Annotated in this window: 27 protein-coding genes and 2 pseudogenes; 11 read left to right on the top strand and 18 right to left on the bottom strand. The window is 43.0% G+C overall.

Annotated features, from left to right (window positions below):
- Positions 1-62 precede the first annotated feature (62 nt).
- From ftsH to ACE3JL_RS00575, 5 genes and pseudogenes are all read right to left on the bottom strand, one after another.
- Entirely contained in the window at positions 63-2,027 is a 1,965-nt protein-coding gene (gene ftsH, locus ACE3JL_RS00595; protein ID WP_375328616.1) for an ATP-dependent zinc metalloprotease FtsH, read from the bottom strand.
- A 92-nt stretch (positions 2,028-2,119) separates the two neighbouring features.
- A pseudogene (locus tag ACE3JL_RS00590) lies at positions 2,120-2,660 on the bottom strand (IS1 family transposase); the annotation flags it as partial.
- Between the two features lie 468 nt (positions 2,661-3,128).
- Positions 3,129-3,623, bottom strand: coding sequence for an ureidoglycolate lyase (locus tag ACE3JL_RS00585; protein WP_375328615.1), 495 nt, complete (start codon positions 3,621-3,623; stop codon positions 3,129-3,131).
- A 5-nt stretch (positions 3,624-3,628) separates the two neighbouring features.
- On the bottom strand, positions 3,629-5,086 hold the full coding sequence (locus tag ACE3JL_RS00580; protein ID WP_375328614.1) for an efflux RND transporter periplasmic adaptor subunit: 1,458 nt from the start codon (positions 5,084-5,086) through the stop codon (positions 3,629-3,631).
- Between the two features lie 110 nt (positions 5,087-5,196).
- Complete coding sequence (locus ACE3JL_RS00575; protein ID WP_375328613.1) at positions 5,197-5,799, bottom strand: GUN4 domain-containing protein; 603 nt, start codon at positions 5,797-5,799, stop codon at positions 5,197-5,199.
- Between the two features lie 83 nt (positions 5,800-5,882).
- Between ACE3JL_RS00575 and ACE3JL_RS00570 the strand changes: the two genes are divergently transcribed.
- Positions 5,883-6,863, top strand: a complete 981-nt coding sequence (locus tag ACE3JL_RS00570) for an aspartate carbamoyltransferase catalytic subunit (RefSeq protein ID WP_271954578.1) — start codon at positions 5,883-5,885, stop codon at positions 6,861-6,863.
- A gap of 23 nt (positions 6,864-6,886) precedes the next feature.
- Here the strand turns inward: ACE3JL_RS00570 and ACE3JL_RS00565 are convergent, their stop codons facing one another.
- The gene (locus ACE3JL_RS00565; protein ID WP_002750987.1) at positions 6,887-7,168 is read right to left on the bottom strand and encodes a hypothetical protein; all 282 of its coding nucleotides are present in this window, start codon (positions 7,166-7,168) and stop codon (positions 6,887-6,889) included.
- 241 nt (positions 7,169-7,409) lie between these two features.
- On the opposite strand from ACE3JL_RS00565, the gene ACE3JL_RS00560 reads away from it, so the two are divergent.
- Positions 7,410-8,054, top strand: a complete 645-nt coding sequence (locus tag ACE3JL_RS00560) for a Uma2 family endonuclease (protein WP_375328612.1) — start codon at positions 7,410-7,412, stop codon at positions 8,052-8,054.
- 492 nt (positions 8,055-8,546) lie between these two features.
- Here the strand turns inward: ACE3JL_RS00560 and ureE are convergent, their stop codons facing one another.
- A complete protein-coding gene (gene ureE, locus ACE3JL_RS00555) occupies positions 8,547-9,023 on the bottom strand; it encodes an urease accessory protein UreE (RefSeq protein ID WP_002747017.1) in 477 nt (158 codons plus the stop codon).
- Positions 9,024-9,099: 76 nt separating this feature from the next.
- On the bottom strand, positions 9,100-9,585 hold the full coding sequence (locus ACE3JL_RS00550) for a DUF4168 domain-containing protein (protein WP_271992087.1): 486 nt from the start codon (positions 9,583-9,585) through the stop codon (positions 9,100-9,102).
- A 199-nt stretch (positions 9,586-9,784) separates the two neighbouring features.
- Between ACE3JL_RS00550 and ACE3JL_RS00545 the strand changes: the two genes are divergently transcribed.
- The 3 genes from ACE3JL_RS00545 to cobD all read left to right on the top strand — a co-directional run bounded on the left by ACE3JL_RS00545 (position 9,785) and on the right by cobD (position 11,517).
- Positions 9,785-9,988 (top strand): hypothetical protein, encoded by a 204-nt coding sequence (locus tag ACE3JL_RS00545; RefSeq protein ID WP_110980739.1) that lies wholly within the window; start codon positions 9,785-9,787, stop codon positions 9,986-9,988.
- A 145-nt stretch (positions 9,989-10,133) separates the two neighbouring features.
- Positions 10,134-10,418 carry an HU family DNA-binding protein gene (locus ACE3JL_RS00540; protein WP_002739253.1) on the top strand — a complete coding sequence of 95 codons (285 nt, stop codon included), beginning with the start codon at positions 10,134-10,136 and terminating at the stop codon, positions 10,416-10,418.
- A 31-nt stretch (positions 10,419-10,449) separates the two neighbouring features.
- Positions 10,450-11,517, top strand: a complete 1,068-nt coding sequence (gene cobD, locus ACE3JL_RS00535; protein WP_375328611.1) for a threonine-phosphate decarboxylase CobD — start codon at positions 10,450-10,452, stop codon at positions 11,515-11,517.
- Between the two features lie 109 nt (positions 11,518-11,626).
- Here cobD and psbC read toward each other — a convergent pair whose 3' ends face one another.
- The 4 genes from psbC to ACE3JL_RS00515 form a co-directional block, all read right to left on the bottom strand.
- Positions 11,627-13,009 carry a photosystem II reaction center protein CP43 gene (gene psbC / locus ACE3JL_RS00530; protein ID WP_193958450.1) on the bottom strand — a complete coding sequence of 461 codons (1,383 nt, stop codon included), beginning with the start codon at positions 13,007-13,009 and terminating at the stop codon, positions 11,627-11,629.
- The gene (gene psbD / locus ACE3JL_RS00525) at positions 12,993-14,048 is read right to left on the bottom strand and encodes a photosystem II D2 protein (photosystem q(a) protein) (protein WP_002737445.1); all 1,056 of its coding nucleotides are present in this window, start codon (positions 14,046-14,048) and stop codon (positions 12,993-12,995) included. Before psbD ends, psbC begins: the two co-directional genes overlap by 17 nt.
- A gap of 325 nt (positions 14,049-14,373) precedes the next feature.
- Complete coding sequence (locus ACE3JL_RS00520; RefSeq protein ID WP_375328610.1) at positions 14,374-15,135, bottom strand: biotin/lipoate A/B protein ligase family protein; 762 nt, start codon at positions 15,133-15,135, stop codon at positions 14,374-14,376.
- Entirely contained in the window at positions 15,098-15,574 is a 477-nt protein-coding gene (locus tag ACE3JL_RS00515; protein WP_375328609.1) for a YbjN domain-containing protein, read from the bottom strand. The genes ACE3JL_RS00520 and ACE3JL_RS00515 overlap by 38 nt, the downstream gene beginning before the upstream one ends.
- Positions 15,575-15,741: 167 nt before the next feature.
- Here ACE3JL_RS00515 and ACE3JL_RS00510 point away from each other — a divergent pair, with 167 nt between their 5' ends.
- The 3 genes and pseudogenes from ACE3JL_RS00510 to ACE3JL_RS00500 all read left to right on the top strand — a co-directional run.
- The gene (locus ACE3JL_RS00510) at positions 15,742-15,999 is read left to right on the top strand and encodes a hypothetical protein (protein ID WP_375328608.1); all 258 of its coding nucleotides are present in this window, start codon (positions 15,742-15,744) and stop codon (positions 15,997-15,999) included.
- Between the two features lie 354 nt (positions 16,000-16,353).
- Complete coding sequence (locus ACE3JL_RS00505) at positions 16,354-16,980, top strand: TetR/AcrR family transcriptional regulator (RefSeq protein ID WP_002747032.1); 627 nt, start codon at positions 16,354-16,356, stop codon at positions 16,978-16,980.
- A gap of 285 nt (positions 16,981-17,265) precedes the next feature.
- A pseudogene (locus ACE3JL_RS00500) lies at positions 17,266-17,385 on the top strand (4-Cys prefix domain-containing protein); the annotation flags it as partial.
- A gap of 346 nt (positions 17,386-17,731) precedes the next feature.
- On the opposite strand, the gene cas2 reads toward ACE3JL_RS00500, so the two are convergent.
- From cas2 to ACE3JL_RS00475, 5 genes are all read right to left on the bottom strand, one after another.
- Positions 17,732-18,010 (bottom strand): CRISPR-associated endonuclease Cas2, encoded by a 279-nt coding sequence (cas2, locus tag ACE3JL_RS00495; protein ID WP_271990488.1) that lies wholly within the window; start codon positions 18,008-18,010, stop codon positions 17,732-17,734.
- Between the two features lie 118 nt (positions 18,011-18,128).
- On the bottom strand, positions 18,129-18,749 hold the full coding sequence (locus tag ACE3JL_RS00490) for a type I restriction endonuclease (RefSeq protein WP_375328607.1): 621 nt from the start codon (positions 18,747-18,749) through the stop codon (positions 18,129-18,131).
- A gap of 443 nt (positions 18,750-19,192) precedes the next feature.
- Entirely contained in the window at positions 19,193-19,690 is a 498-nt protein-coding gene (locus ACE3JL_RS00485; RefSeq protein WP_002745368.1) for a DUF29 domain-containing protein, read from the bottom strand.
- Between the two features lie 10 nt (positions 19,691-19,700).
- Entirely contained in the window at positions 19,701-20,063 is a 363-nt protein-coding gene (locus ACE3JL_RS00480) for a hypothetical protein (protein ID WP_375328606.1), read from the bottom strand.
- The gene (locus tag ACE3JL_RS00475) at positions 20,041-20,391 is read right to left on the bottom strand and encodes a DUF433 domain-containing protein (protein WP_002737461.1); all 351 of its coding nucleotides are present in this window, start codon (positions 20,389-20,391) and stop codon (positions 20,041-20,043) included. The genes ACE3JL_RS00480 and ACE3JL_RS00475 overlap by 23 nt, the downstream gene beginning before the upstream one ends.
- 320 nt (positions 20,392-20,711) lie before the next feature.
- On the opposite strand from ACE3JL_RS00475, the gene ACE3JL_RS00470 reads away from it, so the two are divergent.
- Positions 20,712-21,020 carry a hypothetical protein gene (locus ACE3JL_RS00470; protein WP_375328605.1) on the top strand — a complete coding sequence of 103 codons (309 nt, stop codon included), beginning with the start codon at positions 20,712-20,714 and terminating at the stop codon, positions 21,018-21,020.
- A complete protein-coding gene (locus ACE3JL_RS00465) occupies positions 21,021-21,371 on the top strand; it encodes a hypothetical protein (RefSeq protein WP_375328604.1) in 351 nt (116 codons plus the stop codon).
- Between the two features lie 268 nt (positions 21,372-21,639).
- Here ACE3JL_RS00465 and ACE3JL_RS00460 read toward each other — a convergent pair whose 3' ends face one another.
- On the bottom strand, positions 21,640-25,302 hold the full coding sequence (locus ACE3JL_RS00460; protein WP_375328603.1) for a tetratricopeptide repeat protein: 3,663 nt from the start codon (positions 25,300-25,302) through the stop codon (positions 21,640-21,642).
- Between the two features lie 582 nt (positions 25,303-25,884).
- Between ACE3JL_RS00460 and urtE the strand changes: the two genes are divergently transcribed.
- A complete protein-coding gene (urtE, locus tag ACE3JL_RS00455; RefSeq protein ID WP_271988007.1) occupies positions 25,885-26,583 on the top strand; it encodes an urea ABC transporter ATP-binding subunit UrtE in 699 nt (232 codons plus the stop codon).
- Positions 26,584-26,592 lie beyond the last annotated feature (9 nt).

Below are 26,592 nucleotides of genomic sequence, written 5' to 3'. Positions count from 1 at the left end.
CACTTCCCCACACCCTGTCCCCACAAAAAACTTTTTCAGCAGACCCTATTTATGAGGATTGATTAGAGCATTTGCGCTTGATTTAATAATCCTTGCAATTCTTCTCCCTCGATTACCTCCGTGGTCAAAAGATTAGTGGCAATCGACTCTAATAAATTGCGGTTATGGCTGAGAATTGCTAGGGCTTTTTGGTAACTAGCGTCGATAATTTGTTTAACTTCTTCATCGATCGCTTTGGCCGTATTTTCCCCGATCGAACGCCTGGGACTACCCTGATTATTACCTAAAAAATTAGCCTGTCCCGTTTTATCGTAGGCTAGGGGACCGAGGGATTTACTCATACCATAAATTGTCACCATTCTTTCCGCAATATCCGTCGCCCTTTGTAAATCATCGGAAGCACCATTAGTGACACTGCCAAAGATTAATTCTTCAGCAGCCCGACCGCCCAATAACATAGTAATTTGTTCTTTAAATTCGGTTTCTGTCATCAAAAAACGGTCTTCCGTGGGAATTTTCAGGGTATAACCCAAAGCAGATAAACCCCGGGGAACGATGGAAATTTTCTCGACGCAACCCCCTCCAGGCATAACAGCACCAACTAAAGCATGACCGACCTCGTGATAAGCGACGATTTTCTTTTCTTTTTCCGATAAAACCCGACTTTTCTTTTCTAAACCAGCGATAACTCTTTCTATCGCTTCTTTAAAATCAATTTGACTGACTTTTTCCCGATTATTACGGGCAGCCAAGAGAGCGGCCTCATTAACGAGGTTGGCTAAATCGGCACCGGCAAAACCGGGGGTTTGGGTAGCGATCGCTTTGAGGTTAACATCTTCACCCATCTGGACTCGTCGGGCGTATATTTCTAAAATTGCCCATCTTCCCGCTAAATCGGGACGATCCACCAAAACTTGACGATCAAAGCGCCCCGGACGCAATAAAGCGGCATCAAGAGTCTCTGGGCGATTGGTGGCGGCTAAAACGATGACTACGGCTTCTTTCGGGCTAAAACCGTCCATTTCTGTCAAAAGTTGGTTTAAAGTCTGCTCACGCTCATCATTGCTGCCGCTAGTTCCCGATCCCGAACTTCTTGATTTACCGATCGCGTCCAATTCATCAATAAAAATAATGCTAGGGGCATTTTTCTTCGCTTGGGCAAATAGATCCCGCACCCGAGCTGCCCCAGTGCCGACAAATAATTCCACAAATTCCGAGGCCGAAATGCTAAAAAAAGTTACTCCCGCTTCTCCTGCGACTGCTTTCGCTAAGAGGGTTTTTCCTGTCCCCGGCGGTCCAACTAAGAGAACACCTTTAGGAATACGCGCCCCAATTTTATTAAAGCGCTCGGCATCCTTGAGAAATTCGACAATTTCCTTTAACTCGGTTTTTGCTTCCTCGGCCCCGGCCACATCACTGAAGGTAATCGGATATTTTTCGTCGTCTCCGTAAACTTTAGCGAGATTTTTGTTAAAAAGCAGCGATTTACGGGTGTCATCGTTGCGATAGAACAGAAACTGCATGGCGGCGACTAAAATTAAGGGGGGAACCACCCAAGCGAGGAGAGTGCTGATCCAACTGTTTTCGGCCACGGGAATCGCCTCGAAGATTACGCCTTTTTGCTGTAATAGTTGGGGTAATTGGGGGTTATCGACTGGAATTGTCGCAAAAACTCGTTCTGGGACTAGATTACTGCTTGGTTCGGTAGCCATAGAACTAGGATCACCGTAAAAGGGATTACTTGATCCCGGGGGATTAACGGGGGGATGATTGGGAATAGACAGGGATTCTAAAGGATTTTTTAATTGATAAAAGATGACTTGATTACCGATTCTGACCCTACTGATGTCGCCCCGTTCCACTTTACTGATAAATTCGCTGTAGGGTTCGAGGGGAATATTGGACAATTCTGAGGAACGAGGGATAAGAAGATAGCCTAAAGCGGCAACACCTGAACAAATGAGCAGGATTTTGCCTAATCGCGGCAACCGTGACCAGGAAAATTGATTATCTTCTTGATTAGCCATAATTTTTAGGGTGGGTGAGAGTAAAAATACAAAGTTTATACTAACAATTCCTGGCGGTGATTCGGGTAGTCATGGCGGCTTAATCCTTTGCTTTACTGTGCATTGTAGTCATGGATAAAATACCAAACAGTTCCCCAACATGATTCTCTATTTTTTTAGAGAAAGATAGACTGTCTCTCACCAGCCGAGAAATCTTTTGTCGAAAGGTATTATTTAATCTTTCAATAGGATTAGTTTGACCAGTTTCTTTCTTGACGGGTCGATGACATTAACTGGGAATTACTGTCTTATAGAACTCCCAAAAGTCTGTATAAGCAACCGCATATTGTCTGTCAATACCTGGTAAACTAGTCCAAAGTTTTTTGGCTGATTGCCGAACGTCCGAAGTCTTACGTCGAAGTCCGAACGGGTGAATAACTCATCACGCGCTATGATTAATTTGCCTTTAGGTTTGTCTGTTACCTTGACCTGGCGAGGAGCTTGGCTAAATTTATTATTAACATAGTTTTGTAAGCATGGCCAACTCACTCCAGTTACTCTAGCAATTACTCCTAAGTAAATTCGTTCGAGTAAGAGTTTATCAATTAATTGTTTGGTTTCGTCAGAGACGGTTTTATTAGTGGGATTGATCACATTCTTTACATTGACGTTTGGGTTTTCCATTTATTTTTATCAATAAATATTTTACACAATTCATACCAAGTAAGCAAGAGGGCTACGGCACTACTACCGAATCATTACCAGATTGGAAATATCAATCCCAGAGTTCCTTAAGGATTTTGTCGGTCTAGACTGTATTATAAATTATCTGAAATGACTATATGTCATCATTTTCAGACTTAGCGGAAAAAGTAAGATCGATTACTAACTTGGCATCAACAAATAGTGCCAATTGAAAGTAGTATCTGGAATTTTCTAGTTAACCTTTTAGGGGGTATCATTGCTTACACTTATCATCCTATTAAACCTTTTCTGGATTTAGAGGCAAAAGGCTTACCTGCTCTACTTTCTGCCCTTTTTTTAACTTTACCGAACTCACATTTTCCCCCTGTCAGCTTTCACCAATATTCAGCAAAACCTAGGTAAAAAAAATTAATTGTTTTAATCAATAATCTCGAATTCCATTGACTGCTCTTGGGCAAAATTATAGGTAAAATGATCGATAATATTAGTATCGCTCAATTCAAGATTATAAAAATCAATTGTCGGTTGATCAAAAAGTGGGCCAGCGTGCCAAGTTCCCACCTCTAATTTAATAAAGCAGTCGCCAGGGATGCGAAAAACTTTTAATTTTTCTACATCTGGTTGAGGATGAGGACTAGGGGGGGCCACTCCTAAAAACCACTCTTGTCCCCCCAAAGAACCAAGACATTGGGTACATTGACTATGACGAGTAATTCGTTTAAATTTACGTCCACGAGTCTGTAAACGCATAATATAAAAGCGTGGCATACCGTTTTTTAAATGCAGTTGTGCATCGCTTTCATCAAACGGTTTTCCGTCATGGCTAGGGGTTATTAATTGACCGTAGGGACGGAAACTCTCGGCGGTAATTAGTTGCGCTGACAGGGGACGAACGGTAATCGAATTACTCATAAAAATCACTGCTGACTAACAGTTATAGCTGTACCATCTCGGAGAGAAAGAATATTATTAATAGCAATTCTTTCCCCGGCATTTACTCCAGAAATAACCTGATAAGCTTGTCCTTGAATTGTGCCGACTTGAATTGGTTTTTGTCTGACCACTAAACGCTCCTTGACATTTTCTTGACCTTCTTTAGCCTTTTCTTTTTCGGCCACAAAAACAAAATTTTGCGCCCCGATGCTAGTCACTGCCGTGGTGGGAATTAATACCCCCGGTTTTTGATCCCAAATTACCCGCGCCCGCACGTATTGGTTATTACGAAGACTGCCATCATTAGTAAAGGCAAATTTCACTAAAACCGATTGGGTAGCTTGGGAAACGGTGGGAGAAATAAAAGTTACTTGACCGCGAACCCCAGGACTGCCATCGGGATTAATAATTTCCACGGGCAACCCGACGCGCAGACGCGGTTGTAATTCTACGGGAATCTGCACATTTAGTTCCAAAGTTTTATTATTAGTCAACGAGGTTAATTCTTCACCCAGGGAGATAATATCGCCGACTTTTCTTTGATTAAAATCGCCGACAAAACCATCAATCGGGGCGGTAATAGTGTTAAAAACTAAATTCTGACGGGTCGCCCCTAATTGCCCCTCAGCGCTGGCCACTGCCGCTTGACGACTGTTCACTGTTGCCGCTGCCGCCGCCACCTGTTGCTGTGACGCTAATTCGTTTTGAATGGCGATACTTAATGCTTCTTTGTTTGCCTGTAAAGTAGCTTTAGCTGCCGTCACCTGTTGACGGGCCGCATCACGATTTTGAGACTGGGCCTCTACTTCCGCCCTGGTGGCCTGAACGTTGCGCTGGTTATTATCTAAGTCCTGTTGGGGCTGTGCGCCTTGTTTGACCAGAAATTCGGCTCTTTTTAGGTCTTTTTCCGCTAAGGTTAAATTAGCTCTTGCTCTCTGTAAATCAGCTTCGGCGGCGCTCAACGTGGCGATCTGACTTTTAACATTGGCTTCGGCATTAGCCACATTAGCCCGATTTTGAGCTATTTGGGCTTTATTTGCGGCCGCTTGCGCTTGTCTTTCCCTTAAATCCGCCTCAGCCCCATTGAGGTTCGCTTTGGCCGCATTTACCTGGCCGATGCCAGCGTTTACCTGTTGTTGTTGTTGTTCAGGATCCAATTCGGCGATTTTTTGTCCCTGAGTTACCTGATCGCCAGATTCAACGAAAATAGACTGAATCCGACCGGTAATCTGAGGAGAGACTCTAACGCGCTCTTGGGCGAGCAAAGTCCCCACAAATTCGCTACTTTGCACTAATTTGTCGGTGCCGAGGGTTTGCAGTTTGACGGGAATAGCCGCTGGTCCGGTGGCCTGGGGACCCTGGGGGGCGCAACCGGCGACAATTAGGGAAACGGCGATCGACGAACCGATCGCTCTTGATAGGTTAACGGATCGTTTAATCATTGTTAAATTTAGGGGTTTTTGGCAGAAAAAGTGCTAGTAAATCGGAAAAAAAGAGAAGATGAGGAGAGAAGCTTTTCCTTAAATTTTATTCTACAGAATTGATCGCGTGATCACTGTTTGCCTTGCCCTAAGCTAACAATATTACAGGTAACTAATCTTTGGGCGAGGGTGGTGTATTCTAGACGACCACCGGCGATCTGATATTCGTCCCGGGGCGCCGGTAGATGACCGACGGGAGCATTGAGGGTATAGTTAAGATTTTCTTTAAAAATAATCCAATCACCATCTTTACGCCAACCGATGCGATCGCCAAATGTTTGAAAATTTTCGATCGCCACTAAGCGACCCGGTCGATTACCTGTCTCGGTAAAAATACGAAATTGGGTACTGAAACTAAAACGACCTCCGGAAGCTTCTTTCCAGAGTTGATCCATCTTTTGCAGATCCCAACAGGCCAATTTTTGCAGATCTTCTATGGTAAACCAGCCCTGTAATTCCCGTCCGGTTGCTTTCAGCATTAAATTACGGGTTTCATCGTTAGCTTGTCGCCAATTTTGTTGAGCGAGGAAATTTTTCAGGCGAGTGTAATTAATGCCCGTGGTCGGTGATACCATTTCCCCAGAGGTGGCAGTCTGGGCAACGATCACCGGCAAGGGATTGAGAAATAAAGCGATCGCAAGAGTGATCTGACAGAAGGAAAAATTAATTCTCATAAACCCTATTTATTAACCTGATGCAAAGAAATCCTACAATAGCATAGACGAAATTTGCCGTTTTTACCGCCTCCTTAACTCCTATGGCTTTCACTTGGATCCGACACCACATTTTGGGATTGCAAGACTGGCAACCGGAAGAATACCAAACCCTGCTACAAACGGCCTCTAGTTTTCGTGAAGTTCTTTCCCGACGCACCAAGAAAGTGCCGGCCCTACAGGGACAAGTGGTGACAAATCTTTTTTTTGAACCTTCCACCCGCACCCGTAGTAGTTTTGAACTAGCGGCGAAACGTCTTTCGGCCGATGTTCTTAATTTTGCCCCGGGTAGTTCCAGTTTGACTAAGGGGGAAACGATTCTCGATACCGCTTTAACCTATGTGGCCATGGGTACGGATATTTTTGTTATCCGACATCAACAGTCGGGAGTTCCCGATTTAATTGCCGCAGAAATGGATCGTTTGCAGTCGGGGGTCAGTATTCTTAATGCTGGGGACGGTCAACACGAACACCCCTCCCAGGGACTTTTAGACCTGTTTACGATCTGTTGTCTGTTAGATGATGAAAATCCCCGTTTAGAACTGTTAGAGGGCAAAAAAATCGCTATTGTCGGGGATATACTCCATTCTCGTGTCGCTCGTTCCAATATCTGGAGTTTAACTACGGCGGGGGCGGAAGTACATTTGTCCGCACCCCCTACCCTACTGCCGAAATATTTTGGGGAACTGTGCGATCGCCTATTTCTCCACTGGGATTTAGAACCAGCTTTAGAAAAGGCCGATTTTGTGATGACTCTGAGACTGCAAAAAGAACGAATGACTGCCAATCTTTTGCCCAGTTTACGGGAATATCATCAAAGTTTTGGCATTACTCGTCCTCGTTTGCAATCCTGTCAACCGGGGGTGAAGGTACTTCATCCAGGTCCTGTGAATCGGGGAGTGGAAATTAGTTCCGATTTAATGGACGATCCCGATTTTAGTCTGATTTCCCAACAAGTTACCAGTGGTGTCGCTGTCAGAATGGCTTTGTTATACCTGATCGGTAATCTTCGCGGCGATCGGTAAAAGTTTCTCAGGGATTTGCTCTTTTAGTCTGGTTTCATTGAAACAATCCTAAAGTTTCTATCAAGGTAAATATCATACTTTCTTCCTCCCTCACACACAGCATCTTCTGCTTCAAATAGGTTAGTCTCAACATCAAATTTCATCGCTTTAGGATTCCTACAACCCTGTTTTAGCAAAGCAGCGGTCAACCGTGATTTCTCTTCTGGGGTCAAAGCTCGATAATCACTGCTATTAGCTTGACCTGCATAGATTGACATCCCCATAATACTAAGGGATAGTAAGCTTATGATCGATTTGGTCTTCATTTTTTTAACTTCCTGAATACAATAAAAACATCACTCCAAGGGTTTTAAACCCAAATTTTCGGTAATTAGTTCGGCACGATTACCGATCAACTATATCTTAGGGGAAGCATACCTAGATTGCAATAAGTATAAATACTCAAGCTATCCCTGGGGCTTTTCTAGAAACTTTGACCGATACCGAATTCCGTTCTCAAGGGAAGGGTATAATTAAACTAAGAAATCAACATTTTCAGCTAAAGCCATGCAATTAGCCTTAGAACAAATTATCGTCAATCCCGGTCAACAGTTACTTTTAAAAGAGCTTAACTGGCAAAAATTTGAGACAATATTATCAGAATTAGGAGAAAGTCGTGCTTCTCGGTTATCCTACAGTAACGGAATATTAGAAATTATGGTACCTTTACCCGAACATGAAAAAGATAAAGAAATCATTAGTTATATGGTTCAGTTTTTGTTAGAAGTACTCAATATTGATTTTGAACCGTTAGGATCAACAACATTTAAAAACGAGCGGATGAATCAAGCGGTTGAACCTGATGCCTGTTTTTATATTAAAAACCATCAAGCCGTTATTGGCAAAAATAGACTTAATTTAGAAAGTGATCCCCCCCCCGATTTAGTCCTAGAAATTGATATTACTTCCCGTACTTATTTAGATAATTATCGACAGTTAGGTGTTCCCGAACTGTGGCGTTATACTCAAAGTGGCCTACAGATTAATTTATTACAAGAAGGAGAATATATTGAGTCTTTAAGCAGTCCCAATTTTCCTCAGATTCCGATTATTGAATTAATTAATCAATTTGTTAAACAAAGTCAACAACTGGGGAGAAGTGAAGCCATCAGAAACTTTAAAAATTGGCTGACGGAAAATATAGATATATAGATAATAGTTGAAAATCCTAACATTTTTGACTTAGATAAATTTGTCCGTCGAGAGTTGTATAAACTTCTTGCGGTTCAATGATTCAGTTTGTTACTAGAATCTAGTTCACAAAAATAGATTAGATCATTGTTTTGAGCAGGGGATTTTTTAACCTCAGTGGGTGTGGATAAATCAGACAGGACAGAGGTTACAGCCGTTGGTGCTAGTTCTGAAAGTACCATGGTTATTCATTCCTCGTAGTTCGATTTTTACTTTGATAATTAATCAATTCACCGAGGCCGATTAAAATTCTAGAAACTAGCAGAATGAGAGCCTCTTGATTAAGAAAATATCCCGTAGAGGCTGTTAAAAAGTTACTATTTTCTTGTCAGTTAAATTTTGTTAAGATAATGCCCAAAAACTCCAATTTATGGTAGGAAAAAAGGTAAGTCGAAACCAAGTTTGATTTTTGCTTACTCTAAATCAGAAAGGGCATTGGGCAAGATTAGCTAACTATCCCTTTTTTGCCTCTTCCAGATCATGATAGTGCTGATAAGCGCCGATTTCGGGGTTAAAGGGGGCGATTTCTTCAGTTACAGTTAATCCCAAACCTTCTAACATTGCTTGTAGGACAGAATCGGGGGCCAGACGCAGATAATCGGGATTAATTTCTAGGGCTACATGACGATTACCGAGGTGATAAGCCGCTTTGAGGAGTAAATCGGTTGAAGGGGCAGTAATAGTGATAACTGGTTCTGGTTTAGCGATAATTTGAACAATTTCGCCGTTTTCTCCCCGCAGGAAATCGCGATCCTGTAGAATGGTGCCGCGGGGTAAACGAAAACAGAGGGAAAAACCTTCGGGACTGTCGAGACGATAACGGCTGCGGGTGCGTTCTTCGGCCGTAAGTAGGAGGCTAAAAACCACCGTTTCTGGGGGAGGTGGACTAGCGGTATGACGGGGGGGTAAGCGCTCGGTAAAAGTTAACATGATATTGGTCAATGGGAAAAAACATTCTTATTGTAGCCCTGACTCCAACTTGACCCGAAAAACTGAGGAACTTTTTCTATTTCTTTTCCCGCTGCAGACGAATCATCTCATTTCGCACCTGTCGTCTCAAGTTATCATCGCTACTAATCCGGTTAGTAATGGTGTTAAACTGAGCGGCGGTGAAGCCATTATCTTGGACAATCTTTTTTGATTTATTACAATAATCTACGGCAATTCTTTGGGCATTAGCGGGAAGATTATTAAAGCTTTCCCGTTGGTTACAGGTAATTGCTGGGGGACTTTTCCCTAAAATTTGCGAAATTGCCTGATAAGCTTCTTTTCTTTCGGTTTCGATCCACAAAACTGCGGTTGCATAACGTTTAATTTGGTCAGCCGTAAAATCTTGAGTATAAGCGGAAGACCGGAAACTAACTACCTCCGTCGTCCAAGAAAATTCGGGGATCACACCGCCAAGAATGGCGATTACTGCCAAAAAAGTCACGATAAAAGAACGTCTTAAGCTTTGACCTAGATCGGCTAGGGGATAGCAGTAAATCACCATGCGAGTTTGTCGCTGAGTAGATAATGATAGCAAACTTTCCAGTTAAATCCTGCTTTTTTGAATATTTTTAACGATCATAAGTTCCAATTCTAGCGAATATCTCCTGAGACCGAACCTTAATTTTTGGGCAGAAATTGCTTTGGTAAACTTTTTTAACGTTTTTGGGGGCAAAATTAGTCAAAAATCTGGGAGAGAACCAATGAACGATTTTTGGGAAGTTAGGATGCCTATCGCTTTTAGAGAATATTTATCGGCAATTTCGCCATCTAATCTCTTTTTATTAGCTTATATCGCTGTTAATCTCTCGCTTATTCCCTTTTTTTTCTCCCTTGTCGGGGAATCGGGGGGAAATCTAGATAAATTAAAGGTTTCAGCGATTCCGATCGAGACAATTCCCGCTTAGAATAATGCAGTGGAATATATAGCCAATGAGGATTTGAGGCATTATTTAGTGATCTCGATCCTGGCGAGTCCTCAACAGGGGAACCATAATAAACTACTGACAACCACCCTGAACTCAGAAAAACCGCAAAAAAAGGAGTTAGCGCATGAATAAAGGTGAATTAATCGATCAGATCGCTCTCAAAGCCTCTGTGACCAAAAAACAAGCAGATGCTGTTCTCACTGCCGCCATCGAAACCATTATCGATGCGGTTTCTGAGGGGGACAAAGTAACCCTAGTAGGATTCGGTTCCTTCGAGGCCCGGGAACGTCAGGCCCGGGAAGGACGCAACCCGAAAACCGGCGATAAGATGGAGATTCCAGCCACTCGCGTCCCGGCTTTCTCGGCGGGTAAACTGTTTAAAGACAGAGTGGCCCCGGATAAGGAATAATTACTGTTGAGTTTCGTTCGCTGTAAGTCTTTTGCCTAGACCTAAACATGGTGGTAATCTTGACTGGGCGGCCGCCATTGCTGGCTGTCCGGTTTCCTCTATTCTCGATTTTTCTGCCAGTATCAACCCCCTGGGTCCGCCGGAAAGCGCCCTAACCGCTATTAAAAGCCATTTAACCAGTCTGACTCGTTATCCTGACCCCGCCTATTGGCAGTTGCGTTCTGCCCTTGGTCAATGGCACAATATTGGACCAGATTGGATTCTCCCCGGCAATGGTGCGGCGGAGTTATTAACCTGGGCCGGTCGGGAATTGGCCTCATTTGATAGTGTTTATGTACTAACACCCGCTTTTAACGATTACGAACGGGCCTTGAAAAGTTTTGGTGGGAAAATCTGCCAACATTCCCTAGATTTAACCAGTTTAAAGCCGGTTAATCCCAAAAAACAAGGCTTATTACTTAATAATCCCCATAATCCCACGGGGAAACTCTGGACGGTGGCGGACATTCGTCCCTATCTATCGCAATTTGGTTTGGTGGTAGTGGATGAAGCTTTTATGGATTTTTTACCCCCGCAACAACAGGAGAGTTTAATATCTCTGTTGCCAGAATATCCTAATCTCGTGATTTTGCGTTCCCTAACTAAATTTTACAGTCTCCCCGGTTTACGACTAGGATATGTCCTCGCTCATCCCGATCGCCTGTTACAATGGCAAAGATGGCGCGATCCTTGGTCCGTGAATAACTTGGCTGTGGTTGCCGCTATTGCGGCAATTGAAGATAGGGATTTTCAACAACAAACCTGGGACTGGTTAACGGCAGCCCGTGAGGATTTATGGCAGGGATTAGCTAATTTTCCGCAATTACAGCCCCACACCAGTGCCGCTAACTTTCTCTTAGTACAATCTCAATCTTCCTGTTTACCCCTACAGGAAGCTTTATTAAAATATCATCGAATTTTCATCCGCGATTGTCTTAGTTTCCCGGAATTGGGGAGCAATTATTTTCGGGTCGCTGTCCGTTTACCGGCAGAAAATCAACGATTATTATCGGCTTTAGAGAGTATTTTAGCAGCGTCTGATACTAGATCCGTTGAGTAACCCACAGAAAACGGGTTTCTCCGAGAAACCCGTTTTCTACTCATGCAAATTAACAACAAAAAGGCTCCCGCCAACTAGACGGGAGCCGCTGCCATCGAACTAACCGAAATTAGTCGAGGTCAGGCATTGCCAATGCGGGTTCAGTCTCGCGGTCAATTCCTTTCTCGAAACCAGCGGCGGCGGCGCGAGCGCGTCCAGCGTGCCAGAGGTGTCCAATCAGGAAGAAGAAGGCGAGGGTGAAGTGAGAGGTAGCCAACCAAGCGCGAGGAGACACATAGTTAAACGAGTTAACATCAGTGATAACGCCACCCACAGAGTTCAAGGAACCTAAAGGAGCGTGGGTCATGTATTCAGCTGCGCGGCGTACTTGCCAGGGTTGTACGTCATTTCTGATTTTGTCGAGGTCTAAACCGTTAGGACCGCGGAGGGGTTCTAACCAGGGACCGCGGAAATCCCAGAAACGCATGGTTTCACCACCGAAGATGATTTCGCCAGTGGGAGAGCGCATCAGGTATTTACCTAGACCGGTGGGGCCTTGGGCAGAAGCGACGTTAGCACCTAAGCGTTGGTCACGCACCAAGAAGGTGAAAGCTTGCGATTGGGAAGCTTCCATACCAGTCGGACCGTAGAATTCACTGGGATAGGCGGTGTTGTTAAACCAAACGTAAACGGCGGCGATAAAGCCCATCATGGAAAGAGCGCCCAAACTGTAGGACAGATAGGCTTCTCCAGACCAGATGAAAGCGCGACGCGCCCAAGCAAAAGGTTTGGTGAGAATGTGCCAGATACCGCCACCGATACAGATTAAGCCAATCCAGATGTGACCGCCGATGATATCTTCCATGTTGTTGACGCTGATAATCCAGCCTTCGCCACCGAAAGGAGCTTTGGTCAGATAACCAAAGATAACTGCGGGGTTGAGGGTAGGATTAGTGATGACGCGGACATCACCGCCACCGGGAGCCCAGGTATCATAGACACCGCCAAAGAACATGGCTTTAAATACCAACAACAGCGCACCACAACCCAAGAGAATTAGGTGATAACCGATGATGTTGGTCATTTGGTTTTTGTCTTTCCAGTCGTAACCAAAGAAATTAGAGTATTCCTCTAGGGTTTCCGGTCCGCGGATAGCGTGGTAGATACCACCAAAACCGAGTACAGCCGAAGAAATTAAGTGAAGAACACCGGCGACGAAGTAGGGGAAAGTATCGACTACTTCACCACCAGGACCGACCCCAAAACCGAGAGTAGCTAGGTGGGGAAGCAGGATTAAACCCTGCTCGTACATCGGTTTTTCAGGGATAAAGTGGGCGGTTTCAAACAGGGTCATCGCCCCGGCCCAGAAAACGATTAAACCAGCGTGGGCGACGTGAGCGCCGAGCAGTTTACCGGAGAGGTTGATAAGACGAGCGTTACCAGACCACCAAGCAAAGCCGGTGGAACTTTGGTCACGACCACTAGCGGTAGGGATATTAGAGAGCGTTACCACGCGGGAGAACCTCCTCAGGGAAGATAAAGTTTTCGTGGGGTTGGTCTTGGGGAGCCATCCAAGCTCTCAGACCTTCGTTAAGCAGAATATTTTTAGTGTAGAAGGTTTCAAATTCCGGGTCTTCGGCCGCTCTCAATTCCTGAGAAACGAAGTCATAGGCCCGTAGATTAAGAGCTAATCCAACCACACCCACAGCACTCATCCATAAACCAGTCACGGGGACAAAGAGCATGAAGAAGTGTAACCAACGTTTGTTAGAGAAAGCGATGCCGAAGATTTGCGACCAGAAACGGTTTGCAGTCACCATGGAGTAGGTTTCTTCCGCTTGGGTGGGTTCAAAAGCTCGGAAAGTGTTGGAACCTTCACCGTCTTCAAACAGGGTATTTTCTACCGTCGCTCCGTGAATAGCACAGAGAAGCGCACCACCGAGGATACCAGCTACACCCATCATGTGGAAGGGGTTAAGGGTCCAGTTGTGGAAGCCTTGGAAGAAGAGAATGAAACGGAAGATACCAGCCACGCCGAAGCTAGGGGCAAAGAACCAGCTAGACTGACCGAGGGGGTACATCAGAAAGACACTGACGAACACCGCAATCGGGCCAGAGAAGGCGAGGGCGTTGTAGGGACGAATGCCGACTAAACGGGCGATTTCAAACTGACGTAGCATGAAGCCAATCAAGCCGAAAGCACCGTGGAGGGCGACAAAGGGCCATAAACCGCCGATTTGACACCAACGGGTGAAGTTACCTTGGGCTTCCGGTCCCCAGAGAAAGAGGATGGAGTGACCGAAGGCATCGGCGGGGGTGGAGACGGCTACAGTCAGGAAGTTGCCGCCTTCCAGGTAGGAACTGGCTAACCCGTGGGTGTACCAGGAGGTGACGAAGGTGGTGCCGGTTAACCATCCACCTAGGGCCATGAAGGCGCAGGGGAAGAGTAGTAAACCAGACCAACCGATGAAGACGAAACGGTCTCTTTTGAGCCAGTCATCGAGAGCATCAAACAGCCCTCTTTCTGGGGCGCGTCCGACAGCAATGGTCATGGGTATTTTTCCTCTTGCTTAACTGAAATCACGGGCAAGATTTCTTAACTTTTTTGAGTCTGGGATTACTCCCATTGTCTTATAAGATGGCGCGATCGATTGACTGGATTAGCTTGACTAAACTAGGGGCGATCGCTCGTTAATCCTCACAAACTGTAAAAGATTAACGTTTCTTAAACTAGCACAAGCTAGACAATAATTTCGAGTTCGGTAAGACTTTGGTTCCTTGCGGCCTCTATCTACCTTTAACTATTATTAGCAAAAAATTACAAATCTATACAACTTAACTCATAATTGATTTTTTATACACACAAAAGCTTTTTTGTCAATGAGTATTTATATTCATTTGTTTAATTGATCGCCATTCCCAATCCTCGAGGGGTTGCTCTAGCAATTGACAATCAAAGCATTTCTCGGCCGCGGTTTTCAGGGTAGCGATAATTGTCTCTAGGGTCAAATCTGGGGCTAAATTGAGCTTTTGAGGGGCAGCACTGGCGAAAACTTGCTCAAACAGCGAATTATCTTGCTCTAGCACCATGGAACCATGTTGGAGAACCGAGGAACCCCGTTGCAGTTGCGCGCTCCCAATAAATTTATTTCCCCAATTATCGACTAAATCCGCACCAGTAGCCGTACCGAAACAGTTAGCAGAATGAATATATCCCCGGCCGGCAGCACCGTAGGACAATTCTAGACCGAGATTTTGCCAGCCTGTGATTAAAAATTGACAGATTTGACAGTAAACTTTCCTAATATTCCCCTTTATCCCCGAATTTACCACCATATAAGTCAAATCCCCCTGATGTAGTACAGCCCGGCCACCGGTAGGACGACGAACTAGGGAGATTTTTTGACCTTGCCAAGTCAAATTAGGCCAAAAATCGGGATATTGCCGTTGATGATAGCCCAAGGAAATAGCCGGGGGCGACCATTGATAAAAACGCAGAGTCGGGGGATGATGACCACAACGGTGTTGCTCTAGTAACCAAGAATCGATCGCCATTTGTTGCTCTGCCGATGAGATAATTGGAGGGATATAACGCCAAATTTTAGCTGCCACCAAAGGATTCTCGTAACATTTCATCATTATTATCTGCTACCGTCGCCACGAGAGTAATTGCTCGCGAAATCTCCCCGGGAGACAAATCGGCCACCGTACGCTGAGAAATCACCACCACCTGATCATTCATAATGGCAAAATGAGATTCAAAGGTTTCGGCACAATTCATCGCTAATAACTTGCGGGTTAATCCCAATTCATCCTGAACAGGCAATTTCAGCACAGAAGACCACACCGTGAGAAAATCATCATCGCTTTCCCCAGTTAACTGCACAAACACCTCAACGCTACCATACTGAAACTTCCACAGATAACCTTTTTCTGTGTGTTGTACCATAGCAGTATCATTCTGCTGCAGAGTAGAAATAACCGTTTCAATCATTTCTTGGTGACTGCTCGTACTAACCAGAAATTCATCGGTCATTGACTCTATTGCTTCTGAAGTCGCTAAACTTTCTGTGGTCATAAAAATTCTCTAAACTCGATCGATCACAATCTTATCCCAAGAGAAAAGTAAAAAGTCAAAAAAATCGGGGCAAATACTGGTTACAGCCCAGCACTGACGATGTTTTTCAGCAGTCTCGATGGTAGAATATTGATTGCTGGTCTGTACCTGAACCGGAAGCCGGTATCATGACCTTGACACCAAATTTCAGAAAAGAGGCTCTCAAAATGTCCTTGGCTGAACTCCAATCTCAAATCCAGGAACTTTCAAAAATTGACAAGCTGCGACTAATGCAATTCTTGGCGACTGAGCTTGTCAACGAAGAGAACAGAGACTTTTTTGTAGAAGGTCAAGAGTACCCAATATGGTCTCCCTATGGCTGTTCTGAAGCGGCCAACACCTTAATGAACCTTCTGGCTACAAAACAAAAAGAACAGAATGCTTGATGGTCAAAAATTTCCCTACAAAATTATTGACACCAGTTCCAGCATGGTTGACCGAATGCCATGTGTGCCTATAACGCTGGGTCTGAATGGGCGCTTCTTAAACACCGAAGGTTTGATTGATAGGGGAGCAAGTGTCAACGTTTTGCCCTAGGATTTGGGTCTAGAACTAGGCTTTATCTGGGAGAATGAAAATCTTTCGGTTATCTTGGCTGGAAACTTAGCCCATTGTCAAGCTCGTGCGCTCGTTGTTAAAGGCCAAGTTACTCCAATTACTCAAAATTTTATGAAGCATTTGAGTAAACACCTGACTTGATCGATGACAATGGCTCTATCCCGTTCTAGCTGTCAATAATCATGCAAAGTCTTTTTCAACGTTCCCTAACTGAGACCAATTCTGGGGAAGAAGATACCCGTAGTCGTATTCTACAGGCCGCTTTACGTTTATTTGCCGCTAAGGGTTATGAAGGAACCACGACTAAAGACCTAGCAGGAAAAGCAAATGTGGCAGAAGGAACTTTATTTCGTTATTTTCCCAACAAAAAGGCGATTTTAATCGAAGTGGCCACTAGGGGATGGGTGGATATTCTCACCGACTTGCTGACGGAATTGAGCGAAATGGGCAGTTATAAAGCGGTAGCGCAGGTGATGCGACGTAGGGTGTTGAGAATGCGAGAAAATAGCGATTTATTGCGAGTTTGTTTTATAGAGGCACAATTTCACCCCGAATTAAAAGAGCGGATTCAATCGGAGGTAATTGCTAAAATGACCGATGTGGCCGAGGCTTTTTTTCAAACAGCGATCGATCGTGGTATCTATCGTCCCATGAATCCGAAAATTGTGGCCCAAGTTTTTCTAGGAATGTTCGCAATTGCTGGTTTTTCCAGTGAAACTATTTTAGATAGCAATGCTTCCCCCTTAGCTTTACAAGAAATGGCTGAAGGTATTGCCGAAATTTTTCTGAATGGAGTGTTAGTTAAGTAGTTGTGCAAAATTAATTTCCTAGTCGAGACTCCGAGACTCCGAGACAGCTAATCTAAGGATAGGCGGTTAAAATCCGTTTTAGCTTACTTATGATGAAATGCCTTCAAAGACAGGTAAGGGAAAACCTTCAATTATTCACCCGATAAAATAACTGGTAGCCGAGATGAAACCCTGTTAAGTACCTAAGCAAAATTAATTACACATATCTAACCCCCTCTTGCCTTTTGCCTCTTGCCTTTTGCCTATCTTTACTAGGAAAATTAATTTTGCACGACTACTTACTGCATTAATCCCGATTGTTCTCAACCGGAGCATCCGAGCAGTAATAACTCGAATACTCGTTACTGTCAAAGTTGCGGCTGTCAATTGTTGTTAAATGGTCAATATAGGGTAAGTCGGTTAGTCGGTTAGATTATTACGGATATAATCGTAAAACAAAAATCAGTTTCCATTCAATTAATTTCTAAGCGCGAGTAGAGAGGGGGTACAACTCATCCTGTAGGGTTAAAATTACCTAAGTTTCTATTCAATTAATTTCTAAGTGCGAGTAGAGAGAGCCGGTGGGCAAACGTCCGAACAGGATTAAGATTCAGAAGCCGGTTGCGACCGATAGTTTAATTATAGCTGGATACGGTCGCACAGCTAACCCCATAAACCCCAAAATTCTTATTCTGTGGTAGATCGAGGGATTTTACCAGAAATCGAGGTTATCTGCTCCCACCCCTATCGGTCGCTAGTCGATGATACCGAATCAGATGACCGTAGAACTTGGCGGTTTAGTTAGCGGGACACCGACTAAAGTCTCTATTTGTGCTAAAGTATGGCCAGAGATCGGGTAAAATCGAATACTATCCTCGTTTTCTTTGATTTGCTTTTGCAGGCGTTCTCTTAACTGATTGTATAGAGATTTGCTTAAAACACACTCGAAAACTGAATACTGAACCCGTTGGCCGGATCCTTCCAGCAAATCAGCCACTTTTTTACGCCTTTTATCGCAGGCAATATCGTAGGCAATAACGTAAAATAACATGATTAACTAGGTAGGTATTGAAAACTTTCAGATGCCCCCTTATCAAGGGGGGACTAAGGGGGGATCGAACCTAAAATCGATTTTTAATTTAATTATAACCAGCCACTTATCTCCATACTCAAATTAGCTGACAGAGATGTTTAAGGATTTTGAGAACCTCGTATAAATCCCCCGGATTTCTCATGGCAAATAAACGAGAGGTTCCGTATAAAGGTTTGTCGTCCCATAATAATTTAACGAATAAAAACTCGGAACCATTGGTCAACATTCCATAATTAGGACGGTTTTGATGAGGATTGGCTATTAAATAAGCTAATAATTGCGGTAAACCTACTTCAACGGAATAAATCACCCGTTTTGATTCAATAATCATTACCCATAATTGATCTTTTAGAATTAAAGTATCTAGCCTTCCTTTAATTATTAAATCTTGCTCTTCTGTAATAATTTCAACGGACTCTTCTGCTTTAATCTGAAAGGGAAATAGATAAAAATTATCAATAAATAATAATGGATCTAAAACCGTCATCCTCACCGAAGTTTCCAAAAAGGGAGGATAATTTAATAAGTTAAAATAACCTGTTTTGATTTTATCTAACAATTCTTTTTCTTGTTCAGAGATTGCTTCTAAGTCTTCTTGCCATTCCCCAAAAAAATGCTCATCTTCTATAAACTCTAGTTGAAAATGACTAATTAAATCTCTGAGGGTGACTTCTTTTGCTTGTAAAATTTGAACCATATTTACCTCCTTAATTAAGATTTATGTTAATGGTAATTTGCTATTTTTAATTGAATTTACCTAAATTTTTAACCCAGCAAAATATCCGTTACTGACAGGGTTAACTGCTCTAAATCAGAGAGAACAGTTAAGGATATGGTCTTGTTTTGTTTACCTGCACATCGCTTCGGTTAGCATCGTTCAGGTTTTTATCAGCTGCTTTCCCTCTTCCTACATCATCCAGATTAGCCATCGTCTTCTCCTTAATTTAGAGTACATGAAAGGTTCACTTTGCTATGATTTATCCAAGAGATTTATTGAGATGTAAGTAGTTAGGTGTTAAAAACTTTATTCCCCCCTTATTTCCCAGGGAAGGAGGGTTAGGTCATTCGGGCGATTTTTAATGTTGGCAAGGTCATATTCTGGTTTCATGGTTTTATTATCGATAATGTTTACTTTCGTTTTTATCCGTAAAAGTCCTCATTTAGAATCTGTTCAGGTGTGAAAGGACAAGCGAGGGGATACTCACTTTCTTGGGGAATACGAATACCAAATTGAGCGCGTTTACCCTGTTTGATGGCGACTTTACGAGCGCTGGAATAGGCTTGTGTGATGGAGATTAAGAGATAAGATTTAAGAGAGGGAATCTTAAGTAAATCATCTTGAACGCGCTGACGATGCTCATCTACTGAGTTATACCAACTTGCTTTCATTGTCTCAGGAGCATCATGCTGTATCTTTAATTTGAGTAAGTGAATCAACAGGACCATTAAGTTGCTCTCTAAGGCGCGTTTCTCTGACTTACCCAAATCTTTTAACTCCTCAATTAAGTTTTCTATATCCAGTTGTTCAAACTGTCGATTCTGTAATTGATGAATAGTTTGCTCAATCCACAACTGAAGATCTTGTTCGTAAAGTGTTGTGGGATTTTCTTGAATGTCCGATTGTTTTAATAAGTTCATTTGGATTTCATTAAGTTAACGGTAAATGTACAATTCGGTCTTCATATTCATTGTCAAAAGAACCTTTGGCAATTACAATTAATTCTAACAAGTTATCACCAATACTTAAATCTTGATTGAGAATAAAAATTCCAGGAATGTGACGGTTTTGTTTGAAGTGTTCTCTTAAATATACTGGCATAGAAGCACGATTATTTGTCACTAAAATAAATCCCATCACCTCACACCAAATCAAGATTTCTGGATCTAATGTACCTAATTTTGGTGTATCTGGTTCACCAACTACTCGAATAATGATTTCTGGTTCTCGGCGACGCAATTGTTGAGGATACACCGAATTAACATTTTCATCAATTAAATATTTCAGTGTCATTAGCTTTCTGCTTGGCTGTTATTTCAGCTTTCAATTTTCTCAGTCGTTCAACCACAGGCGGAGGATTTTTTCGCTGTTCTTCTCGCATTTTTCGCCCCCATTCTAGCCAGTCGGCGATGTATTGGCTCACTTTTTCTTTATCATGAAGATAATAAAGAATCGTCGCATATACCTGTTCGAGGGTTAAAGATGGATAAGTATTAGCAATTTCTTCGGGAGTTTTGGCTTGGTAAATGAAATCGTGTAAAATGGTTTCAATACCGACGCGGGTTCCTTTTAGCCGAATATCGTTAGGAGCAAGAAAATTAAAATAGTCTTCGAGTTGCATGATTTATACCAATTGAAGATTCAAACTTAACTTTATTCTTTAAGTAACATTGTTATCTTAATTATACTTGATCGTTGCCGAATAGTGTGATCGCATTGGATTCTTAATTATTGACCTCTCCCCTGAACCCTATCCTACAAGGAAAGGGGAGAGAATTTAGCGAAGAGAGTGCAACTACAAACTGGGTTTGTTGTCAAGGCTCTAGCCCGAACAAGTTTAACCTGTTTTCTTTAGGTAGTGAGAAGCTAAATGGACATAACCCTATTGTCCAAATTAGGCAACTTATCTAGAATAAGTATATGAAGAGAGGAGGAGACGTGATGGAGTATCAGAATTTTTCGCTCATTAAAGAAGATATTCAGGCTGATGCTTGGGGACGGATTAGCCTTGGGACTGAATGTAGCAACCGTCACTATCGAATACTGATGAATACAAGCGGGGAACTTCTTTTGGTTCCCATGGTTGCGATTCCAGAGGGAGAACTATGGGTATTTCAGAATCCTAGTGTCCGCGAGTCGCTCAAACGGGGGCTCGCGGAAGCCAGCACGGGAGATTTCGCTGAAGAACCCGTCGATTTAGACGCTATGCTTGAGTTTGCTGAATCTATTCCTGAAGAAGTCGAGGAGTAATTGAATTTCTCTTTACGACAGACACAGGAAGCTCGAAATACTCTATCTGAATTGCGAGCAGAAGCGGAACAGGCTCAAAAGACTCGCCTGGCTCAAGGTAGGACAAAAGCATCGAAACAAGAGGGTCTCTACAAACAGGTAACAAAAGCCCTCAAGCTCCTCAGTACAAACCCAAGACATCCAGGACTAAAAACCCACGAATTTAATTCCCTCGACAACCCTTATGATTCAACACAGAAGGTTTTTGAAGCCTACGCCCAACAGAATACACCGGGAGCCTATCGAATTTTCTGGTGTTATGGGCCTAATTCGGGGGAAATCACCATTCTCGCTATTACACCTCATCCGTAGATCACAACATTGTAGGGGCGAAGCATTCGGGCGATAACCTATCGCTGAAACCGTAGATTTCCTATCCGAATGCTTCGCCCTTACTTTTTCAGCAAGCCCGAAATAGTTAGCGCTGAAGCGCAACAACAAACTAGGTTCGTTATTCCCCCCTTATCAAGGGGGGCAGGGGGGATCGAACCTAAAATCCATTTTTAATTTAATTATAACCAGCTACTTACGTTAACTGAATTGATAGCCGCAAACACGCAGCCTACGCCCAAAACCCATTCTAACCCTCCAGCAAACCCCGCACCTCCTCAACCCCAATCCCCAAAATATCAGCCGCAGCAACAAAAATCTCCTCATCTTGCGTTTGCTGATAAAGATCAACAAGACTAGGCAAAGAAAAGGTTTGTATGGTGTAATTATCGTTAAATTCTGCCCAAATTTGTAAGGCTTGCAGGTAATAACTTTTGGCTTGGCTCAATTCCCCAACTCCTTCCGCTACCCTTCCCAACCCGTGCAGGGGGTTGGCTTGCTCGTAGCGGGCGCTTTGCGTGCCTCCGGCAGCGCCATATTCAATGTAGATCTCAATAGCTTGCTGGTAGTAGCTTCGGGCTTGCTCCCATTCCCTCAATTCTTGCGCTAGGATTCCCAAATGGTGCAGGGTGCTGGCTTGGGAGTGGCGATCCCCATATTCAATGAAGATCTCAATAGCTTGCTGGTAGTAGCTTCGGGCTTGCTCCCATTCCCTCAATGCTTGCGCTACTGCTCCCAACTGGTGCAGGGTGATGGCTTGGGAGTAGCGATCGCCATATTCAATGAAGATCTCAATAGCTTGCTGGTAGTAGCTTCGTGCTTGCTTCCATTCCCTCAATTCTTGCGCTACTGCTCCCAACTGGTGCAGGGTGATGGCTTGGGAGTAGCGATCGCCATATTCAATGAAGATCTCAATAGCTTGCTGGTAGTAGCTTCGTGCTTGCTTCCATTCCCTCAATTCTTGCGCTACCCTTCCCAACTGGTGCAGGGTTCCGGCTTGCTCATAGCGATCCCCATATTCAATCTTGATCTCAAGAGCTTGCTGGTAGTAGCTTCGGGCTTGCTCCCATTCCCTCAATTCTTGCGCTACTATTCCCAAACTGTGATAAGTATTTCCCAATATTGAGGCTTTTTGTTGCTCGTCCACTCCTTGGAGATTTTGAGTTAATTCAATAACTTTTAGATTAGTCTGTTTCGCCTGTTCATAGTTTTTTGTCTCTTGATAGGCGATGGCGAGATTGCCCAAAGCACCAACAATATTACTACCGATTATCCCAGTTTTAATCTGTTCAGGATAAGTTTGACAAGCTTGACAAACACTCTCGCATAGTTTCAGTCTGCTACTAACATCATTGGTAACATCAAAATATTTATTTAAGCAAAAGAATATATAAATATCTTCCTGCTTCTTCAAACAAATCTGCAACGCATTAAACAGATTTTCATACTCCCAGCGACATAACAATATCCCCCACTGCTTCTCTTGCGGATTTTTGGAATTTAGTAAGTTACTATAATAATCTGCCAAGTCTCGGTAATGATTCTTAAAACCCTCCCAAATTGCTGCTTGTGTCTCTGGTGCTAATTCCTTTAACTTCGTCTTCAGGAAGTAGGGAAAAATGGGTTGAATCGTCAGAGAATCTGGCAATTCTTCACTCATCGGCGAAAGCAAACCCCAATGAATCGCTTCTTCAATTGCTGCATCAAATTGGTCAAACTGATAGCCTTGTAAAGGTTCTAATTTTTGTAATTCTTCACTGTAAAAAGGAATAACAACCCTGTGAATAAACCCACTAAAAGGCGCTAAACAGAGTAACAAATTCTGCGCCTCCTCCGACAAATTACTGTGGGAATATTCCACACACTTGATGATATTATTAGTCTTATCCTTATCCCCCACATCAGCTAATTCCGCCAACTGTAACCCTTGCCAAATCTCCTCCGGTGACTGTCGCTTCAGATTCGCTAATACCACTTCCATCGCCAACGGATATCCCGCCAACAACTTCATCAAGCGCTTAAAATAATCATCCTTTTTAATCGCATTTTTCCGACTCTTCGCCTGACGTTCTAAAATTCTCTCCGCTAATTCAGTTCTCGACTCTTGGTCTAATCCTTGTAAGGGATAGATATTCTCCTTAAAAGTCCTGCGTTGCAGCCAAGTTTCCTCACTGCGAGAACCCAAAATCACCTTCGTTTTTCCCCCGACCAAATTCTTGAGAAATTCGGCGATTTCTTCCCTCTCATTCTCCGGTAAAGTATTCTGAATTGCTAACGGTTGTCCCGTCACCGACTCCAGATTATCTAAAATGAGAATATACGCCTCACTGCGGAGTTTTTGCTCTAGTTTCTTTACCCGCGCTTTCAGGTTCATCCCTTGGAAACTCGCCTGTTCAAAGCGATTATAAATTCCCTGACCGATTTCATGGACAATCTGTTCTAAAGTCCAAGCTTTTCTATCATAACCAAAATAGAAAATATGGGTCGCCCAGTTGGTTTTCTGCCACCATTCTCGTAGATAATTGAGTAAAGTAGTTTTTCCTGTCCCTCCCATTCCTTTGAGTAAAAGGATATTATGTTTCAGCAGCGCCTTTTCCAGCTTGAGAATTTCTAAATCCCTGCCGACAAAGCCGTATTCTGGTAAAGGAAAGACATATTGATTGCCGATATGTTCCCAGTATTTTTCTTCCTCTTCTGGAGTAAATGGACGCAAATTGAGATTAATTTTACCGCGACAATAAATCACCGGTAATAACCAATCTTCTAAATCTATTATCGTATTATAATAGGCGCGGCGTTGCTTATTATTGAATAACTCTAACCGTCCTTTTCGCATCGCTTCCGTTAGGTCTTTTCCGTTCAATAATTGCTGATAAATTGGTTTCATCATCAACTTAGCTGCAGAAACCGTCACCGAATATCCCATCGCCACCACTGCTTGCATTCCCGCAGTCATTAAACGACTTCCTAAACTGGTTTCCCGATAGTCTTCTGATTCCTGGGAAATTTGCTTTGCTGACTGACAAGCATTGAGAATACAAATAGGGATATTTTTCCCGGTGAGTAAATTCGCTAATTCCGTCGCTTCTACCGGAGTCGCTTGACCTTTTTCTTCTCCTTCCAGAAACAGAAAAGCTTTTACTCCCTCATATTCTGCTAAATCCTCCAGTCCCCATCCCCTTTGATAGCGCCAAGAGTCCCCGTGAACCTGTCTTTGGTACTGTTCATATTCCATTAATCCGCCATGAACATCGAAATGAATAACATGATAGTATCCTTCTCCCTTCTCATCCAGATGTCTGGTTAGTGATTCATAAGTTCCGGGACGCAATATATCAATTTTTACCGGTATTTCACTACTATTTACCAGTTCTACTAAAGGACGGGAAATCGTGCGATAGTTAACATCAGATTCCTCATTAGGACGCGCAATCACCACCAGAAGATTGATAGTAGGATAAGTGGCCATTTGCACCGGGACAACTGTAGCCCCTCGACGCTGACGGGAGATGATACAATCTATAGAAAAGGGACGCGGTAAATCAGGATCTTTCAGCGCTTCCCAATGTAAAGCTTGAAATTCTGGCGACTGACTTTCGATGATAATTTGCAGTTGACTTAACTGTTTTCGTAAGTCTCGATATTCCCCATAAGCATTTAAATTACTCTGGAAAACCTGTTTAAATAGGTTTTCGCCATAGTTTTGGACACTGTTGGCGGCTTTTTGCGCTTTATCCGTGTCTAGCGTCGGAAATACTAACCATTCCTCAAAGTACCATTCTAGTTGTTTTTCTTCTTGGTTAGTAAAGGGGTCAGTAACCGTAATTGGGTAGCTGTTACCGCTATCAAAATTGAGACTAGCAGTAAAGCCACCATCGTTAATTCCTTCTTCGCGGATGGTGAGGACTAACATAGAGATAAGTTTAGAATTGTTCTATTATAACTCTTCAGCAGTTTAACGGCTCTTCTCGACTTTGTGTGATAAGTTTAACTTACATTATGACCGATCTTTGTGTTCTCTGTGTCTCTGTGGTTCCTTCCACTCCCTCGCCCGTAAGACTGTATCTTAAAATACATTTTACCCACCAAACCGGGGAGAGCCGTTTAACGGTATTACACTGGAAAAAACTTCATTCTTCATTCTTTTTTTTTCTTTATTCGTAATTAGTCACTAGAATAAGGACAACCTGATGGAGAATGACTAAACATAGAAGTATTACTGGGAAGGAAAGCATTAATAGGCAAAGGTTATGGGTTTTCAAAAGTCAGTGACTAATTATCTTCATTCTTTTTTTCTGTAGTACATAAGCTCCGCACCAAAAGGCCGCACCCATCTGTTCTGAGTCCAAGTCTGGGGCATTAATTAAGATGAACAGTTGTTGGTCATTAATTGCCATATCTGCTATGATACATTCACAGAGTCCTATTTATCCCTTCTCAGTTAATTTTTCTGATTGCACTGAATAATTACAAAATTAGTTAAAAAGGATTGACAATGTTACACATATCTGATCTCAATGTTTACTACGGAGAAAGTCATATTTTAAGAAATGTTGATCTCAACATTCATGCGGGAGAAATGGTCTGTTTAATCGGACGTAATGGCGTGGGTAAAACTACCCTATTAAAAACCCTAATGGGTATCTTAAAACCGCGAGCGGGAGCAATTAATTATGAGCAACAAAACCTGATTAATAAAACCTCAGATCAAAGAGCCAGATTAGGACTGGGTTATGTGCCGCAGGGTAGGGATATTATTCCCCGTTTAACGGTAAAAGAAAATTTAATTCTCGGTTTAGAAGCTTTACCTACAAGGAGAAAAAATGCCACAATTCCCGAAGAAATCTTTGATTTATTTCCCGTTTTAAAAACCATGTTATCACGGATGGGAGGAGACTTAAGCGGTGGACAACAACAGCAATTAGCCATCGCTCGCGCCTTAGTGGGGGAACCAAAATTATTAATTTTAGATGAACCCACGGAAGGAATTCAACCCTCAATTATTCTCGAAATTGAAGCAGCGGTACGGCGTATTGTTGCCAGCAAAGGAATCGCCGTTTTATTAGTAGAACAACACCTACATTTTGTCCGTCAAGCTGATCGATATTACGCCATGCAGAAAGGGGGAATTGTTGCTTCTGGTTCCACGAGCGAATTAAGTCAAGAAGTCATCCAGCGATTTTTGGCGGTTTAAACGTAACTC

The sequence above is a fragment of the Microcystis sp. BLCC-F210 genome, assembly GCF_042134685.1.
GTDB lineage: Bacteria > Cyanobacteriota > Cyanobacteriia > Cyanobacteriales > Microcystaceae > Microcystis > Microcystis aeruginosa_D.
This window is presented reverse-complemented; position numbering and strand designations above follow the sequence as displayed.

Bases quoted from the DNA above. Each gene is read 5' to 3' on its own strand.
- psbD (WP_002737445.1), bottom strand. From the start codon at position 14,048: ATGACCATTGCTGTCGGACGCGCCCCAGAAAGAGGGCTGTTTGATGCT.
- ACE3JL_RS00515 (WP_375328609.1), bottom strand. From the start codon at position 15,574: ATGACCACAGAAAGTTTAGCGACTTCAGAAGCAATAGAGTCAATGACC.
- ACE3JL_RS00565 (WP_002750987.1), bottom strand. From the start codon at position 7,168: ATGAAGACCAAATCGATCATAAGCTTACTATCCCTTAGTATTATGGGG.
- ACE3JL_RS00485 (WP_002745368.1), bottom strand. From the start codon at position 19,690: ATGAACTTATTAAAACAATCGGACATTCAAGAAAATCCCACAACACTT.
- ACE3JL_RS00550 (WP_271992087.1), bottom strand. From the start codon at position 9,585: ATGGTGATTTACTGCTATCCCCTAGCCGATCTAGGTCAAAGCTTAAGA.
- ACE3JL_RS00580 (WP_375328614.1), bottom strand. From the start codon at position 5,086: ATGATTAAACGATCCGTTAACCTATCAAGAGCGATCGGTTCGTCGATC.
- urtE (WP_271988007.1), top strand. From the start codon at position 25,885: ATGTTACACATATCTGATCTCAATGTTTACTACGGAGAAAGTCATATT.
- ACE3JL_RS00470 (WP_375328605.1), top strand. From the start codon at position 20,712: ATGGAGTATCAGAATTTTTCGCTCATTAAAGAAGATATTCAGGCTGAT.
- ftsH (WP_375328616.1), bottom strand. From the start codon at position 2,027: ATGGCTAATCAAGAAGATAATCAATTTTCCTGGTCACGGTTGCCGCGA.
- ACE3JL_RS00480 (WP_375328606.1), bottom strand. From the start codon at position 20,063: ATGACACTGAAATATTTAATTGATGAAAATGTTAATTCGGTGTATCCT.
- ACE3JL_RS00460 (WP_375328603.1), bottom strand. From the start codon at position 25,302: ATGTTAGTCCTCACCATCCGCGAAGAAGGAATTAACGATGGTGGCTTT.
- ACE3JL_RS00520 (WP_375328610.1), bottom strand. From the start codon at position 15,135: ATGATGAAATGTTACGAGAATCCTTTGGTGGCAGCTAAAATTTGGCGT.
- ACE3JL_RS00510 (WP_375328608.1), top strand. From the start codon at position 15,742: ATGACCTTGACACCAAATTTCAGAAAAGAGGCTCTCAAAATGTCCTTG.
- ACE3JL_RS00570 (WP_271954578.1), top strand. From the start codon at position 5,883: ATGGCTTTCACTTGGATCCGACACCACATTTTGGGATTGCAAGACTGG.
- ureE (WP_002747017.1), bottom strand. From the start codon at position 9,023: ATGTTAACTTTTACCGAGCGCTTACCCCCCCGTCATACCGCTAGTCCA.
- ACE3JL_RS00540 (WP_002739253.1), top strand. From the start codon at position 10,134: ATGAATAAAGGTGAATTAATCGATCAGATCGCTCTCAAAGCCTCTGTG.
- ACE3JL_RS00575 (WP_375328613.1), bottom strand. From the start codon at position 5,799: ATGAGAATTAATTTTTCCTTCTGTCAGATCACTCTTGCGATCGCTTTA.
- ACE3JL_RS00490 (WP_375328607.1), bottom strand. From the start codon at position 18,749: ATGGTTCAAATTTTACAAGCAAAAGAAGTCACCCTCAGAGATTTAATT.
- ACE3JL_RS00585 (WP_375328615.1), bottom strand. From the start codon at position 3,623: ATGAGTAATTCGATTACCGTTCGTCCCCTGTCAGCGCAACTAATTACC.
- ACE3JL_RS00545 (WP_110980739.1), top strand. From the start codon at position 9,785: ATGAACGATTTTTGGGAAGTTAGGATGCCTATCGCTTTTAGAGAATAT.
- cas2 (WP_271990488.1), bottom strand. From the start codon at position 18,010: ATGTTATTTTACGTTATTGCCTACGATATTGCCTGCGATAAAAGGCGT.
- ACE3JL_RS00560 (WP_375328612.1), top strand. From the start codon at position 7,410: ATGCAATTAGCCTTAGAACAAATTATCGTCAATCCCGGTCAACAGTTA.
- ACE3JL_RS00505 (WP_002747032.1), top strand. From the start codon at position 16,354: ATGCAAAGTCTTTTTCAACGTTCCCTAACTGAGACCAATTCTGGGGAA.
- ACE3JL_RS00475 (WP_002737461.1), bottom strand. From the start codon at position 20,391: ATGCAACTCGAAGACTATTTTAATTTTCTTGCTCCTAACGATATTCGG.